The organism is Paucibacter sp. M5-1 (assembly GCF_027498415.2).
Lineage (GTDB): Bacteria > Pseudomonadota > Gammaproteobacteria > Burkholderiales > Burkholderiaceae_C > Roseateles_E.
Genome location: NZ_JAPZLM020000001.1, coordinates 1,733,341 through 1,747,142, shown reverse-complemented (window position 1 = coordinate 1,747,142; position 13,802 = coordinate 1,733,341). Strand labels below are relative to the sequence as shown.

The 13,802-nt window shown below is 67.7% G+C and carries 11 protein-coding genes; 6 read left to right on the top strand and 5 right to left on the bottom strand.

Annotation, left to right across the window (positions count from 1 at the left end; all coding sequences use genetic code 11):
• Position 1 precedes the first annotated feature (1 nt).
• The 5 genes from O5M90_RS08080 to O5M90_RS08060 all read left to right on the top strand — a co-directional run bounded on the left by O5M90_RS08080 (position 2) and on the right by O5M90_RS08060 (position 5,652).
• Positions 2–1,207 carry an MFS transporter gene (locus O5M90_RS08080; RefSeq protein WP_269840601.1) on the top strand — a complete coding sequence of 402 codons (1,206 nt, stop codon included), beginning with the start codon at positions 2–4 and terminating at the stop codon, positions 1,205–1,207.
• Positions 1,197–1,805, top strand: a complete 609-nt coding sequence (locus O5M90_RS08075) for a GNAT family N-acetyltransferase (protein ID WP_269840600.1) — start codon at positions 1,197–1,199, stop codon at positions 1,803–1,805. The genes O5M90_RS08080 and O5M90_RS08075 overlap by 11 nt, the downstream gene beginning before the upstream one ends.
• Positions 1,802–3,685, top strand: a complete 1,884-nt coding sequence (locus O5M90_RS08070) for an IucA/IucC family protein (protein ID WP_269840599.1) — start codon at positions 1,802–1,804, stop codon at positions 3,683–3,685. Before O5M90_RS08075 ends, O5M90_RS08070 begins: the two co-directional genes overlap by 4 nt.
• The gene (locus tag O5M90_RS08065; protein ID WP_269840598.1) at positions 3,682–4,419 is read left to right on the top strand and encodes a siderophore ferric iron reductase; all 738 of its coding nucleotides are present in this window, start codon (positions 3,682–3,684) and stop codon (positions 4,417–4,419) included. Before O5M90_RS08070 ends, O5M90_RS08065 begins: the two co-directional genes overlap by 4 nt.
• A gap of 72 nt (positions 4,420–4,491) precedes the next feature.
• Positions 4,492–5,652 carry an aromatic ring-hydroxylating oxygenase subunit alpha gene (locus O5M90_RS08060; RefSeq protein WP_137941694.1) on the top strand — a complete coding sequence of 387 codons (1,161 nt, stop codon included), beginning with the start codon at positions 4,492–4,494 and terminating at the stop codon, positions 5,650–5,652.
• Positions 5,653–5,662: 10 nt separating this feature from the next.
• Here O5M90_RS08060 and O5M90_RS08055 read toward each other — a convergent pair whose 3' ends face one another.
• The 3 genes from O5M90_RS08055 to O5M90_RS08045 are packed head-to-tail and all read right to left on the bottom strand — an operon-like array spanning position 5,663 to position 7,814.
• Positions 5,663–6,499 carry a BPSS1780 family membrane protein gene (locus tag O5M90_RS08055; RefSeq protein ID WP_137941695.1) on the bottom strand — a complete coding sequence of 279 codons (837 nt, stop codon included), beginning with the start codon at positions 6,497–6,499 and terminating at the stop codon, positions 5,663–5,665.
• Between the two features lie 5 nt (positions 6,500–6,504).
• Positions 6,505–7,476 carry a homoserine kinase gene (locus tag O5M90_RS08050; protein WP_269840597.1) on the bottom strand — a complete coding sequence of 324 codons (972 nt, stop codon included), beginning with the start codon at positions 7,474–7,476 and terminating at the stop codon, positions 6,505–6,507.
• Positions 7,477–7,520: 44 nt separating this feature from the next.
• Entirely contained in the window at positions 7,521–7,814 is a 294-nt protein-coding gene (locus O5M90_RS08045) for a hypothetical protein (protein WP_137941697.1), read from the bottom strand.
• A 52-nt stretch (positions 7,815–7,866) separates the two neighbouring features.
• Here O5M90_RS08045 and polA point away from each other — a divergent pair, with 52 nt between their 5' ends.
• Positions 7,867–10,632 (top strand): DNA polymerase I, encoded by a 2,766-nt coding sequence (gene polA / locus O5M90_RS08040; RefSeq protein ID WP_269840596.1) that lies wholly within the window; start codon positions 7,867–7,869, stop codon positions 10,630–10,632.
• A 23-nt stretch (positions 10,633–10,655) separates the two neighbouring features.
• Here the strand turns inward: polA and O5M90_RS08035 are convergent, their stop codons facing one another.
• The gene (locus O5M90_RS08035) at positions 10,656–11,504 is read right to left on the bottom strand and encodes a J domain-containing protein (RefSeq protein WP_137941700.1); all 849 of its coding nucleotides are present in this window, start codon (positions 11,502–11,504) and stop codon (positions 10,656–10,658) included.
• 106 nt (positions 11,505–11,610) lie between these two features.
• Positions 11,611–13,767: a sodium-translocating pyrophosphatase gene (locus tag O5M90_RS08030; RefSeq protein ID WP_262969602.1), complete on the bottom strand. Its 2,157-nt coding sequence runs from the start codon at positions 13,765–13,767 to the stop codon at positions 11,611–11,613.
• Positions 13,768–13,802 lie beyond the last annotated feature (35 nt).

The following is a 13,802-nucleotide window of genomic DNA, read 5'->3' as shown; positions in this document are numbered from 1 at the left end:
CATGAGCCTGCGCCTGCACATTCTGACGATGACGCTGTTGGCCGTCATCAGCGATGCCATCCTGATTCCGTTCTACCCGCAGTTCTTCAGCGCCCGCTACGGGCTGGACGACCCGGTCCATGCCGGTGCCTATGTGGCGGCGATCTCGGTCGCGGTGATGGCGACCTTGCCGCTGTGGGCGCGCGTCGCGCGCCGCATCGAGCCGCTGCGCCTGCTGGTCTACACGCAGTGCGCGGCCGGCTGCTTCAGCCTGCTGTGCGACCGGGCGCCCGATGTGCCCAGTTTCTGGCTGCTGTCGATGCTGATGTTCATGTGCAAGAGCAGCTATCTGCTGATGTACCCCTATCTGATGCGGCTGACGCCCAAGGACCAGCATGCGGCGACGATAGGTATGCTGTCGGTGATCGTGCATTTCGGCGCCATCTTCGGTGCTGTGGTCGGCGGCTTCGTGCTGCAGAGCTGGGGGCCACGCGCGGGCATCTATGCGATGGCGGCCGGCGACTTCTTCCAGATGGCGGTCTGCATCCACCTGATACGCAGCGGCAAGATCGTGCCGGTCAACGGCAGCGCCGACGCAGCGGCGCCGCCCACGGCGCAGCCGCGCTGGGACTGGCGCGCCCGCCTGCCCGTCCTGCGGCTGGCCCTGGTGATGCTGATGTTCGACTTCAGTGCCTACCTGATACGCCCGTTCTTCGCGCTGTACTGGCAGCGCGCCAGCGGCAATCCCAGCGAGCTGCTGTCGGGCGCGGCCTTCGCGATTCCCGGTGCCGTCGCACTGCTGGCGCTGTGGCTGCAGGCCCGCATCCGCGCGCGCGGCGGCAAGCAACCCGATCACACGCTGGGCAATCTGCTGCTGGGCGCCACCGGCCTGCTGTTGCAGGCCGCACCGGAGCCGTTGTTGATCGTGCTGGGGCGGGTGCTGTACGGCTGGTCGCTGTTCCAGATCATCGTCAAGCTGGAGGTGAACCTGTTCCGCCTGTCGACGCCGCAGCGCTATGCGCAGGACTACAGCATCACCAATTTCTTCCAGAACCTGGGCGTGCTGTTGTCCTCGTTCGCGGCCGGTGCCATCGTCGAGCGGTACGGCCTGGCCCTGCCGTTCATGCTGGCGGCAGGCGGTTTCGTGCTGACCGCGCTGCTGGACCGCTGCATCCTGCGCGTGCCCAGTGCCAGCCCCGGCGCGGAGGTGCCCGCCCATGCCGGCTGATACCCAGCACCGCCGCGCCGACGCGGTCCGGCGGCCCTATCGCGATGCCGACGGCTTCGTCTTCGAGCTGCTGCGTCTGCCCGAGGACATCGCGCTGCTGCACCGCTGGTTCACCGAGCCGCGGGCCGCGTTCTGGCTGATGCAGGACAAGAACGCGGACGAGGTAGAGCGTATCTACCGGGCGCTGATGGACTCGGGCCATGCCAGCGCCTACCTGGTCCGGCATCACGGGCTGCCGGCCTTTCTGGCCGAATGCTACGACCCGGCGCACGACCGCATCCGCGAGTTCTATCCGGTGCAGCCGGGCGACCTGGGCATGCACATCTTCGTCGGCCCGCCCGCGCAGCAGCGCATTGCCGGCTTCTCGCGCGCCGCCTTCCATGCGCTGATGCGCTTCATGTTCGTGCACCTGGGCGCGCGGCGCATCGTCGTCGAACCCGATGCCGGCAACCACAAGATCCACGCGCTGAACCGCTCGGCCGGCTTCGTCTACGAGCGCGATGTGGTCTTCACCGAAAAGATCGCCAGCCTCGCCTTCTGCACCAGGCGGGATTTTGAACAGGCCACGGCCACCATCCAGGAGCAAGTCCACCCATGAATCTCGACATTGCCACTCTCAGCGAGCGACCCGCCGCGGTTGCCGCCCATCTGACGCCGGAGGTCTGGGCCCAGGCCAATCGATTGCTGCTGCGCAAGGCGTTGGCCGAATATGCGCATGAGCTGATCATCGAACCCGAGCCGCTGGAGCCGCTGCAGGCGCAACCGCGCCTGTTCGCGACCTACCGCGTACGGTCCGACGACGGCAGCGTCAGCTACCAGTTCCTGGCCCGGCGCCTGGCGCTGCGCCATTGGTATATCGATCCGGTTTCGATCCATCGGCTGGTCGACGGCGTCGAGCAGCCGCTCGATGCGCTGCAGTTCATCATCGAGTGCCGCCAGCGCCTGGGTATCCGCGAGGAGCTGCTGCCGATCTATCTGGACGAGATCAGCAGCACCTTGTTCGGCAGCGCTTACAAGCGCAGCAAGGCCGATGCCCCCGACAGTGCTGTGCTGGCCGAGACCGAGGACTTCCAGCTGATCGAGGCGGCGATGATCGAAGGCCATCCCGGCTTCGTCGCCAACAACGGCCGGCTGGGTTTCAATGCGATCGACTACCGCGCCTATGCGCCCGAGGCCGGCGCGGCGATCCGCGTGATCTGGCTGGCGGTGCACAAAAGTCATGCGGCCTTCGCCAGCATTGCCTCGCTCAGCTACGAGCAGCTGCTGGCCGAGGAGCTGGGTGAGGCGACGGTCGAGGGCTTCCGTCGCCAGCTGCGCGAGCTGGGCCTGGCACCGCAGGACTACTGGTTCATGCCGGCCCACCCCTGGCAATGGTTCAACAAGCTGTCGATCGCCTTTGCCGGCTATGTGGCGCAGCGCAAGATCGTCTGCCTGGACTACAGCGCCGACCGCTACACGGCCCAGCAGTCGATCCGCACCTTCTTCAATGCCTCGGACCGCAGCAAGCGCTATGTGAAGACCTCGCTGTCCATTCTGAACATGGGCTTTATGCGCGGGTTGTCGCCGTACTACATGTCGGGCACACCGGCCATCAACGAATACCTGAAGCAGTTGGTCGACGACGACCCGGTGCTGCGCGCCAACGGCTTCACCCTGCTGCGCGAGGTTGCGTCGATCGGTTTTCGCAACTTCTACTACGAGGCCGCGATCCCGGCGGACACGCCCTACAAGAAGATGTTCTCGGCGCTCTGGCGAGAGAGCCCGCTGCCCTTGCTGCAGCCCGGTGAGCGTTTGATGACGATGGCCGCGCTGCTGCATGTCGACAAGGAGGGGCAGGCCTTGCTGCCGCTGCTGATCGAGCGCTCGGGCCTGGATACGGCGACCTGGCTGCGCCGCTATCTGCGCGCCTATCTGACGCCGCTGCTGCATTGCTTCTACAGGTATGAGCTGAGCTTCATGCCGCACGGCGAGAACCTGATACTGGTGCTGGACGGCCATGTGCCGGTGCGCGCCATCATGAAGGACATCGCCGAGGAGTGCGCCATTCTCGACATCTCGGTCAAGGCCAGCCTGCCCGAGCGCGTCGAACGCCTGGCGGTCGAGGTGCCGGATGACTTCAAGCTGCTCGGCATCTTCATCGATGTGTTCGACGGCGTGCTGCGCCATGTCAACCAGTTGCTGATCGAGTACGGCTGCTGCGAGGAGGACGACTTCTGGCGCGCGGTGGCCGATTGCGTGTCCGACTACCAGGACTCGCAGCCCCAGCTGGCCGCCCAGTTCGCGCGCTACGACATGTTCATGCCGGAGTTCCTGCATTCCTGCCTGAATCGCCTGCAGCTGGGTAACAACGTGCAGATGGTGAATCTGGCCGATCCGGCCTCCAGCCTCAAGATGGCCGGCCATCTGCGCAATCCGATCGCTCCGTTCCGTCGTGCAGCGGCGGCCGCGGCACCGGTCGTGGCGGAAAGTCTGGTGTGAGCAATCCCGAGCTCGGCCGCTTGCTGGATCTGGCGGAGCAGCTGGTGCCGGGCTTGCGTGCTGCCCAGGGTGAGCTCGCGCCCGCCGGGGCGCTGCGCCTCGAGGACGCTGAGTCCTTCGAAGCCCTGTGCCGCCACTGGGCGCTGGCCTATCCCGAGGCCGGCCCGCACTACCTGGCACTGCGCTGCTGGGGGCTGGCGATCTGGCAGCCTGTCTATCTGAGCGTGGTCGCCGCGCACCTGGGCGGCGCCGTGCCATGCTTGGCCGGCCTGGCCCAGCCGGTAGCTCGAGGCTTTCCGAACGCGTTGCTGCTGCCGCCGCATACGCCGCGAGCCGCGCCCACGCTGGCTCAGCGCATCGGCCTGGCTGCCGAGGAGCTGCGCGCGCTCTGCCAGGCCACCCGTGCCGCGCTGGCGGCATCGGTGAGCCTGCATGCGCGCGCGGCCGAGCGTCTGCAGGCGGAATGCGTGCTGGGCGCCTTGCTATGCCTTCAACGCGCCCGGCCGGCGCTGGCCGATCTCGAAGCGCTGGGCGCGCAGTGGCTGGCCCAGCTGGGCATTGCCGGCGGCTGCGGCTTCTTCGCCTACCGCGCGCGCGACGGCACCGCCTCGCTGGCGCTGGATCGCAAGGTCTGCTGCCACTACTTCCGCCGCCGCGACGGCGAGTACTGCAGCACCTGCCCCAAGCTCTCGCTCGACGCGCGCATAGGCCGCCTGCAGGCCGAACCCGCCTAGACCGGGCGCATTTCTGTCGCGCAACACCAGCGCCGGCACGCGCCGGCGCGCGGCCCATGCCTGGAGAATCCGATGAACAATGTTGTCGCCCGTCTGGCGAACTTGCAGCGGGTCAGCGGCCCTCAACTCCCTGTCAACGCCTACTTCGATGCCGCGCTGTTCGCGCGCGAGCAGGAGCTGATCTTCGGCCAGTCGGCCCGCTATATCGGGCACGAGAAGGCGGTGCCAGAAATCGGCGACTGGCGTCGCCTGGCACAGGAGAGTGGTGGCCGTGTGCTGCTGCGCCATGGTCAGGGCGTCGAGCTGCTGTCCAATGTCTGCCGGCATCGCCAGGCCCTGATGCTGGGCGGCAGCGCCGCAGACGTGGCGGGCCCGGCGCATGGCAGCGGGAATCTGGGCGCCTCGGGCGGCCACATCGTCTGCCCGCTGCATCGCTGGACCTATGACGAACGCGGCGCGCTGCTGGGCGCGCCGCAGTTCGACCCCAAGCCCTGCAAGAACCTGCAGCGTTTCCCGCTGCGCCATTGCCATGGCCTGCTGTTCGAGGGTCTGCGCGAGCCGGCCCAGGACATGGCGGCGCTGTTCGCGCGGCCCGAGTTCGACTTCTCCGACTACGTGCTGGCCCATGTCGAGGTCCATGCCTGCCGCTACAACTGGAAGACCTTCATCGAGGTCTATCTGGAGGACTACCATGTCGCGCCCTTCCACCCGGGCCTGGGCGGCTTCGTCAGCTGCACCGATCTGCAGTGGGAGTTCGCCGACTGGTACAGCATGCAGCGGGTCGGTGTGCACCAGGCGCTGGGCGTGCCAGGGTCGGAGATCTACCGCGACTGGCACGAGCGCCTGCTCGGCTATCGAGGCGGCAGTGCGCCGGACTTCGGCGCGATCTGGGTGACCTATTTCCCGACCCATATGATCGAGCTCTACCCCCATGTGCTGGTGCTGTCGACGCTGTATCCCCAAGGTCCGCAGGACACGCTCAATGTGGTGGAGTTCTACTATCCCGAGGAGATCGCCGCCTTCGAGCCCGAGTTTGTCCAGGCGCATCGCGCCGCCTATATGGAGACGGCCCGCGAGGACGACGAGATCGGCGAGCGCATGGACGCCGGGCGGCGGGCGCTGCTGGCGCGCGGGGTCTCGGAAACCGGCCCCTATCAGTCGCCGCTGGAGGACGGCATGCGGCACTTCCACCAGTGGTACCGGCGCCTGATGGGCAGCCGCCTGGCGGCCTGACGAGGCTCGGTCAGGCCTTCTCGCCCGGCAGCTCGCGTGGTGCGCCGAACATGAAGCAGTCGACGAAGGTGAAGTACAGCGAGGCGTAGAACACGCTGGACAGGAACAGGCCCAGCGGCAGGGCCAGCATCGGCAGCAGCTGGCCCAGGCCCAGGAGGCTGACGACCAGGCTGACCAGCAGGGCCAGGCCGACGACCAGGCCGGCCCAGACCAGCGCGTTCAGCGCGAAGGCGGCCTTGTTGCGCCAGATGCCCAGGGTGCTGGAGAACAGTGCCTGCAGCGCGCCCTGGCCGCCCCAGTGCACCAGGGCCGGCGCATGCCAGAAAGGCACCGAGAGCAGGGCCGCCAGGCCCAGCCGCGTCATCATGCCCCACATCAGGCTCGGCTCGGCCAGCGCGGCCTCGACGGCCTTCTCATAGGCAGGATCGTTGGCTTCGGGCTTGGCCAGCAACTGCTGCAAGGCCTCAAAGGCGCCACCGTCCACCCAGTTGCTGAGCAGCATGATCAGCACGGTGGCCAGCGCATAGGCGCCGCACAGCGCCAGCTGGGTGTTGCGGCGCTGCGGTGTCAGTTTTAGCGGCGCGATGAAGACTGCGGCGGTGGGGGTCTGGTTCTGCAGCACCAGATGGGTGGCCAGCATGAAGCCCAGGCTCAGCAGTGGCAGCGCCATCAGCAGCAGCATCGAGCCCAGCACCGGCAGCAGCAGCAAGGCAAAGCCCGCGAACAGAAACATCGCAAACAGGCCGCTGATGGCCAGCGGCTTGCGCTGGAACACCTTGAAGCCGTGGCGCACCCACAGCAGGCCGTTGCGGGCCGGTACGGTTTGCAAATGCAAAAGCATGGACATTTTTTCTAGGCCTTGATCGCGTGCCAGGGCGCGGCGATGCGCTCGCGCAGCACGCGCTCGAAATGACCGGGGTCATGGGGTTTGAGCAGGGCGGCGTCGCGCGGCAGATGGAAGTCCCACAGCCGCGAGATCCAGAAACGCAGGGCCGCCGCGCGCAGCAGCGCCGGCAGCAGGCGGTGCTCGGTGCCGCTGAGCGGCCGCACCGATTCGTAGGCGTCGACAAAGGCCTGGGCGCGCAGCTCATCGAGACGGCCGCTGGCCAGATCGATGCACCAGTCGTTGATGCAGACCGCCAGGTCGAACAGCCAGGCATCGACGCCGGCGAAATAGAAGTCGAAGAAGCCGGTCAGCCGCTCGCGGCCGGGCAGGCCCTCGAACATCACGTTGTCGCGGAACAGGTCGGCATGGATGGGGCCGCGCGGCAACTCGCCATAGCTTTGCGAGGCGGCGAGCTGCTGCTGGTAGCTCAACTCGGCCTGTATCAGCTCGGCCTGAGCCGGCATCAGATGCGGCAGCACCACCGGCACGGTCTCGGCCCACCAGGGCAGGCCGCGCAGATTCGGCTGGTGCAGCGGGAAGTCCTGGCCGGCCAGATGCATGCGGGCCAGCGCCGCGCCGACCTGCTCGCAATGGAAGACGTCGGGTGCCAGCTGATGGCCGCCGCGCAGGCGGTTCACCACGGCCACCGGCTTGCCGCCGATCTCGTGCAGGATGGCGCCGCCGCCATCGGCCTGCGGATCGGGTACGGCCAGGCCATGGGTGGCCAGGTGCTTCATCAGCTGCAGATAGAAGGGCAGCTGCTCGAAGGACAGGCGCTCGAACACCGTCAGCACGAACTCGCCGCGGTCGGTGCTGAGAAAGTAGTTGGTGTTCTCGATGCCGGCGGTGATGCCGCGCAGGGCCTGGACCTGGCCCAGGCTCAGACGATCAACGAGGGCCTGGGCCTGCTCGTGCGTGACTTCGGTAAAAACTGCCATGTCGGAAGAGGTGGCCGGCCGCGCCGCTGGCGCGGGCGCGGTGGTCAGAAATCCAGCAGGCGCCAGACGCGCTGGCCGGCGGCGCCACGGGAGGTGTTGGCGCCGGCGGAGAGGTCGCGGCTGCCGTCGCCGGTGACGATCTCATAGGCCGGCAGCCTGCTGTTCTTGTTCTGGACCGTGACCTTTTGGGCCTGGCCGCGCACGCGCAGTTCCTCGACACGGGTATGGTCGTCCTCCACGACGATCTGCTGGACGCGCGCATCGGGCGCGTCCGCAGCATGAGCGAGCGGGGCGCCGGCGGCCAGCAGCAGGGCGAGGAGGGCGGGGATTCGGTGCATGCTGCCATTCTAAGGCGGCCCGCTCTTGTGGCTTGAACGACAATCGCTGCCCATGAGCAAACCCATTCTGCTGCTGGTCGACGGCTCCAGCTATTTGTACCGCGCCTACCATGCGATGCCCGATCTGCGCGGGCCCGAGGGCGTGCCCACCGGCGCCGTCCACGGCATGGTGGCGATGATGAAGAAGCTGCGCGAGCAGATCGGCGCCGAGCATGCGGTCTGCGTGTTCGACGCCAAGGGCCCGACCTTCCGCGATGAGTGGTATCCCGAGTACAAGGCCCAGCGCTCACCGATGCCCGACGCCTTGCGCGAGCAGATCGCGCCCATCCACGAGGTGGTCAGGCTGCTGGGCTGGCCCATTCTGGAAGTGCCGGGCATCGAGGCGGACGACGCGATCGGCACGCTGGCGCGTGTCGCGGCCGAGTCGGGCCACAGCGTCATCGTCTCGACCGGCGATAAGGACCTGGCCCAGCTGGTCACGCAAGACGTGACCCTGATCAACACGATGAGCAATGAAACCCTGGACGTGGCCGGCGTGCAGGCCAAGTTCGGCGTTCCTCCGGATCGCATCATCGACTACCTGACCCTGATGGGCGATGCGGTGGACAATGTGCCCGGCGTCGACAAGGTCGGCCCGAAGACGGCGGCCAAGTGGATCGCCGAGTACGGCTCGCTGGACGGTGTGATCGCCAATGCCGACAAGATCAAGGGCGTGGCCGGCGAGAACCTGCGCAAGGCGCTGGACTGGCTGCCGATGGGGCGCAAGCTGGTGACGGTCAAGCTGGACTGCGATCTGGCCGGCCATGTGCCGCAGTGGCCGGCGCTGGATGCGCTGGCGCTGAAGGAGGTCGACAAGGCCGGCCTGCAGGATTTCTACACTCGCAACGGCTTCAAGACCTGGCTGAAGGAGCTGACGGGCGAGACGGCGGCGCCGGCTGCCAAGGCCAAGCCGGCCACGGCCAGCGGCGACCTGTTCGCCGACGCGCCCGCGCCGAGTTCGGCCGCCGCGTCCGACCGCCACTACGAAACCATACTCAGTTGGGAGCAACTGGACGCCTGGCTGGCGCGGCTGCAGGTCGCGCCGCTGGCTGCGCTGGACACCGAGACCGATTCGCTGGAGCCGCTGCTGGCCCGCATCGTCGGCATCTCCTTCAGCGTCAAGCCCGGCGAGGCGGCCTATATCCCGCTGCGCCATGCCGGCCCGGACGCGCCCGAGCAACTGCCGCTGGACGAGGTGCTGGCCAGGCTCAAGCCCTGGCTGGAGGACGAGGCCGCCGCCAAAGTGGGCCAGAACCTGAAGTACGACACCCATGTGTTCGCCAACCACGGCATCGCCTTGCGCGGCGTGCAGCACGACACCATGCTGCAGAGCTATGTGCTGGAGGCCCACAAGACCCATGGCCTGGGCGCCCTGGGCGAGCGCTATCTGGGCCGCAGCGGCCTGAGCTACGAGGATCTGTGCGGCAAAGGCGCGCACCAGATCCCGTTCGCGCAGGTCGACGTGGCCAAGGCCGCCGAATACTCCAGCGAGGACTCGGAGATGTGCTTGCAGGTGCACGAGCGGCTGTGGCCCGAGCTGCAGGCCGATGCCGGCCTGCGTTTCGTCTACGAGCGCATTGAGATGCCCAGCAGCGCCTTGCTGGGTCGCATCGAGCGCACCGGCGTGCTGATCGATGCGGCTCGCTTGCAGGCGCAAAGCCATGAGCTGGCGCAGCGCCTGGTCGCGATCGAGCAGGAGGCTTACAACATCGCCGGCCAGCCTTTCAATATGGGCTCGCCCAAGCAGATCGGCGAAATCCTGTTCAACAAGCTGGGCCTGCCGGTCGTCAAGAAGACCGCCACCGGCGCGGCCTCGACCGACGAGGAGGTGCTGGAGAAGCTGTCGGCCGACTACCCGCTGCCGGCCAAGATCCTCGAGTACCGCGGCCTGGCCAAGCTGAAGAGCACCTACACCGACAAGCTGCCGCTGCAGATCAATGCGAGCACCGGCCGGGTCCACACCAATTACGCGCAGGCGGTGGCGGTGACCGGCCGCCTGTCCAGCAACGATCCGAATCTGCAGAACATCCCGATCCGCACCGCCGAGGGCCGGCGCGTGCGCGAGGCCTTTGTCGCGCCGCCGGGCCATGTGCTGGTCAGCGCCGACTATTCGCAGATCGAGCTGCGCATCATGGCCCATATCAGCGAGGACCCGGGCCTCTTGCGCGCCTTCGGCGAAGGCATCGACGTGCACAAGGCCACGGCCAGCGAGGTGTTCGGCGTGCCGGTGGCCGAGGTCACGAGCGAGCAGCGCCGCTATGCCAAGACCATCAACTTCGGCCTGATCTACGGCATGGGCGCCTTTGGCCTGGCGAGCAGCCTGGGCATCGAGACGAAAGCGGCCAAGGACTATATCGACCGCTACTTCACCCGCTTCGCCGGCGTGAAGCAGTACATGGACGCTACGCGCGATTCGGCCCGCGAGCTGGGCTATGTGCAGACCCTGTTCGGCCGCCGCATCTATCTGCCCGAGATCAAGGGCGGCAATGGCCCGCGCAAGGCCGGCGCCGAGCGCCAGGCCATCAACGCGCCGATGCAGGGCACGGCCGCCGACCTGATCAAGCTGGCGATGATCGCGGTGCAGAAGGTGCTGGACGAAAAGGGCAAGGCCAGCCGCATCATCATGCAGGTGCACGACGAACTGGTGTTCGAGGTGCCTTCAGCAGAGCTGGACTGGGTCAAGACCGAGGTGCCGAAGCTGATGGCCGGCGTGGCGGCGCTGAAGGTGCCGCTGTTGGCCGAGGTGGGGGTCGGGTCGAATTGGGATGAAGCGCACTGAGGTGCCCTGCTGAGCCGCCGCGCTCAGAGGCCGGCGCCCAGGCGCTCCTGGCGCCGGTGCAGAAATGCCTGCGCCATGCCCGATTCGGGCTGCAGGCGCTGGCCGATATAGAGCTCCTGGCGGCGCTCGGCGATCTGGGTGCGCAGCCGGCTGGCCATCACGGCCAAGGGGTCGAGACCTTTGGCCTCGGCCTGGACGATGGCCTTGCAGAGCTGGTGCATGGGGTGCGCGGCCAGCGCCACCAGATGGGCTTGCACGACGCGCAGCCGGCCCTGCACCGCGAGCTCGCTGCGGCGCAGCCATTCGAGCACCGCATCGGCATTGCCGCCGGTGACCTTGACCGGATGCTCGCCAGCGGCCAGCAGCAGGGTTTCGAGCCGGCGGCGGTCATTGGCCGCATAGGCCTCGTTGACCGTCATCATCGCTTGCTCGCGGTGGCGGCGCTCGGCATCGCTGGGCGCCAGATCGGGGTGCAGGCGCATGGCGGCGCGCCGGTACAGCTGCTTCAGCGAGGGCGGGGCCAGCTCGACCAGGCCGCCCTCGGGCTCGGCCGGCGGCGGCGCGCCCATCGGCAGCTGCGGGATCTGCGGCAGCGCGGTGGCCTGCGGCGCTCGCGGTTCGCGGGCGTCGACGCCGTTGCGGCGCAGCGCCTCGTAAAGGTATTGGGTGGCACAGAAGAGCTGCGATTCCAGCGCGTCCAGCTCCAGATAGAGCGGCCCCAGGGCCTCGATATAGCGACCGACAAAGGCCTGCACCTGATCGCGCAGCGCGCCGAACTCCTGCTCCTGCGTCAGCAGGTAGCGCTGCAGATCGCCCAGCTGGGCGCGGCGGCGCGAAAGCTCGTGTGGCGTGATGGCCCGGCTGCTCATCATGGCGATAGAAATCCCTGTGTCCCTGTGCGGCTGATTGTGGGGCCTGGCGGGCCGGCTTCAAAGTAGAAACAGCCCGCATGCGGGCTGTTTTTTTGGGGCTTGGTGCTCAGGGCTGGGAGGCCGGTGCGCTGGGTGGCAGCGCCGCCGGCTCGGAGGCGGCGAGCGCCGGGGCTGACGCTTCGGCTGCCGGGGCCACGACCGGCACTGCCGGCTTGGTGCTGGCGGCCGTCATCGGCAGCAGCGGCACGATCAGCAACGCGACGATGTTGATGATCTTGATCAGCGGGTTGACGGCCGGGCCGGCGGTGTCCTTGTAGGGATCGCCGACGGTGTCGCCGGTGACCGCTGCCTTGTGGGCCTCGCTGCCCTTGCCGCCATGATGGCCGTCCTCGATGTATTTCTTCGCGTTGTCCCAGGCGCCGCCGCCGGTGCACATCGAGATCGCGACGAACAGGCCGGTGACGATGGTGCCCATCAAGAGCCCGCCCAGCGCGGCCGGGCCCAGCAGCAGGCCGACCAGAATCGGCACGACCACCGGCAGCAGCGAGGGCACGACCATCTCCTTGATCGCGGCCGAGGTCAGCATGTCGACCGCCGCGCTGTAGTCGGGCTTGCGCTGGCCGGCCATGATCTGGCCGTCCTGGAACTGGCGCCGCACCTCGACCACCACCGATCCGGCCGCACGGCCTACCGCCTCCATCGCCATCGCACCGAACAGATAGGGGATCAAGCCGCCGATGAAGAGGCCGACGATGACCTTGGGATCGCTCAGGTCGAAGGCGATGCTCATGCCGCGCGCTTCCAGCGAGTGGGTGTAGTCGGCAAACAGCACCAGCGCGGCCAGGCCGGCCGAGCCGATCGCATAGCCCTTGGTGACGGCCTTGGTGGTGTTGCCCACCGCGTCCAGCGGGTCGGTCACATCGCGCACGCTCTTGGGCAGCTCGGCCATCTCGGCGATGCCACCGGCGTTGTCGGTGATCGGGCCGTAGGCGTCGAGGGCAACGACGATGCCGGCCATGCTCAGCATCGCGGTGGCGGCCACCGCGATGCCGTAGAGGCCGGCCAGCTGGTAGGCGGCGATGATGGCCAGGCAGACGAACAGCACCGGCCAGGCGGTCGAGCGCATCGACACGCCGAGGCCGGCGATGATGTTGGTACCGTGGCCGGTGGTCGAGGCCTGGGCGATGTGCTTGACCGGCGAGTACTGGGTGCCGGTGTAGAACTCGGTGATCCAGACCAGGGCGGCGGTCAGCACCAGGCCCACGGCGCAGGCACCGAACAGGCGCAGCTGCGTGCCGGCCCCGAGCGCGTCATCGGGCATCGCCGCCTTGGTGACGAAGTAGAAGGCGATCAGCGACAGCACACCGGCCACCGCCAGGCCCTTGTAGAGCGCCGGCATCACGTTCTTCATGCCCGGCGAGGCCTTGACGAAGCCGCAGCCGATGATGGAGGCGATGATGGAGACGCCGCCCAGCAGCAGCGGGTAGAGCACGGCCGCCATCGGCGCCGCGGTCACGACCAGCGCGCCCAGCGCCATCGTCGCGATCAGGGTGACCGCGTAGGTTTCGAACAGATCGGCCGCCATGCCGGCGCAGTCGCCGACGTTGTCGCCGACGTTGTCGGCGATCACGGCCGGGTTGCGTGGGTCATCCTCGGGGATGCCGGCCTCGACCTTGCCGACCAGATCGGCGCCGACATCGGCGCCCTTGGTGAAGATGCCGCCGCCCAGGCGCGCGAAGATCGAGATCAGCGAGGAGCCGAAGGCAAAGCCCAGCAGCGGCTTCAAGGTGGCCGGGTCGACCTTCTCGCCGCCGCTCAAGTACCAGAAGAACAGGCCCACGCCCAGCAGGCCCAGACCGACGACCAGCATGCCGGTGATCGCGCCGCCCTTGAAGGCGACATTCAACGCCGGGCCTATGCCCTGGGTGGCGGCCTGGGCGGTGCGCACATTGGCGCGCACCGAGACGTTCATGCCGATGAAGCCGCAGGCGCCCGACAGCACGGCGCCGATCACGAAGCCGATGGCCGAGGTCAGGTCCAGGAAGACCGCGATCAACACGGCCAGCACGATGCCGACGACGGCGATCGTCTTGTACTGACGGGCCAGATAGGCGGCCGCACCCTGCTGGATGGCGGAGGCGATTTCTTGCATGCGGGCATTGCCCGCGTCCTGACTCAGGATCCAGCTGCGTTGAATAAACCCATACAAGACTGCGGCGAGGCCGCAGGCCAGCGCGAAGTACAGCGCCAAACTCGTCGACATGTAGATGTCTCCTCTGTTGTATCTGCCGTTTTGGA

Coding starts and splice junctions, on each gene's coding strand:
- O5M90_RS08055 (WP_137941695.1), bottom strand. CDS start 6,499: ATGTCCATGCTTTTGCATTTGCAAACCGTACCGGCCCGCAACGGCCTG.
- polA (WP_269840596.1), top strand. CDS start 7,867: ATGAGCAAACCCATTCTGCTGCTGGTCGACGGCTCCAGCTATTTGTAC.
- O5M90_RS08070 (WP_269840599.1), top strand. CDS start 1,802: ATGAATCTCGACATTGCCACTCTCAGCGAGCGACCCGCCGCGGTTGCC.
- O5M90_RS08050 (WP_269840597.1), bottom strand. CDS start 7,476: ATGGCAGTTTTTACCGAAGTCACGCACGAGCAGGCCCAGGCCCTCGTT.
- O5M90_RS08030 (WP_262969602.1), bottom strand. CDS start 13,767: ATGTCGACGAGTTTGGCGCTGTACTTCGCGCTGGCCTGCGGCCTCGCC.
- O5M90_RS08035 (WP_137941700.1), bottom strand. CDS start 11,504: ATGATGAGCAGCCGGGCCATCACGCCACACGAGCTTTCGCGCCGCCGC.
- O5M90_RS08080 (WP_269840601.1), top strand. CDS start 2: ATGAGCCTGCGCCTGCACATTCTGACGATGACGCTGTTGGCCGTCATC.
- O5M90_RS08045 (WP_137941697.1), bottom strand. CDS start 7,814: ATGCACCGAATCCCCGCCCTCCTCGCCCTGCTGCTGGCCGCCGGCGCC.
- O5M90_RS08075 (WP_269840600.1), top strand. CDS start 1,197: ATGCCGGCTGATACCCAGCACCGCCGCGCCGACGCGGTCCGGCGGCCC.
- O5M90_RS08060 (WP_137941694.1), top strand. CDS start 4,492: ATGAACAATGTTGTCGCCCGTCTGGCGAACTTGCAGCGGGTCAGCGGC.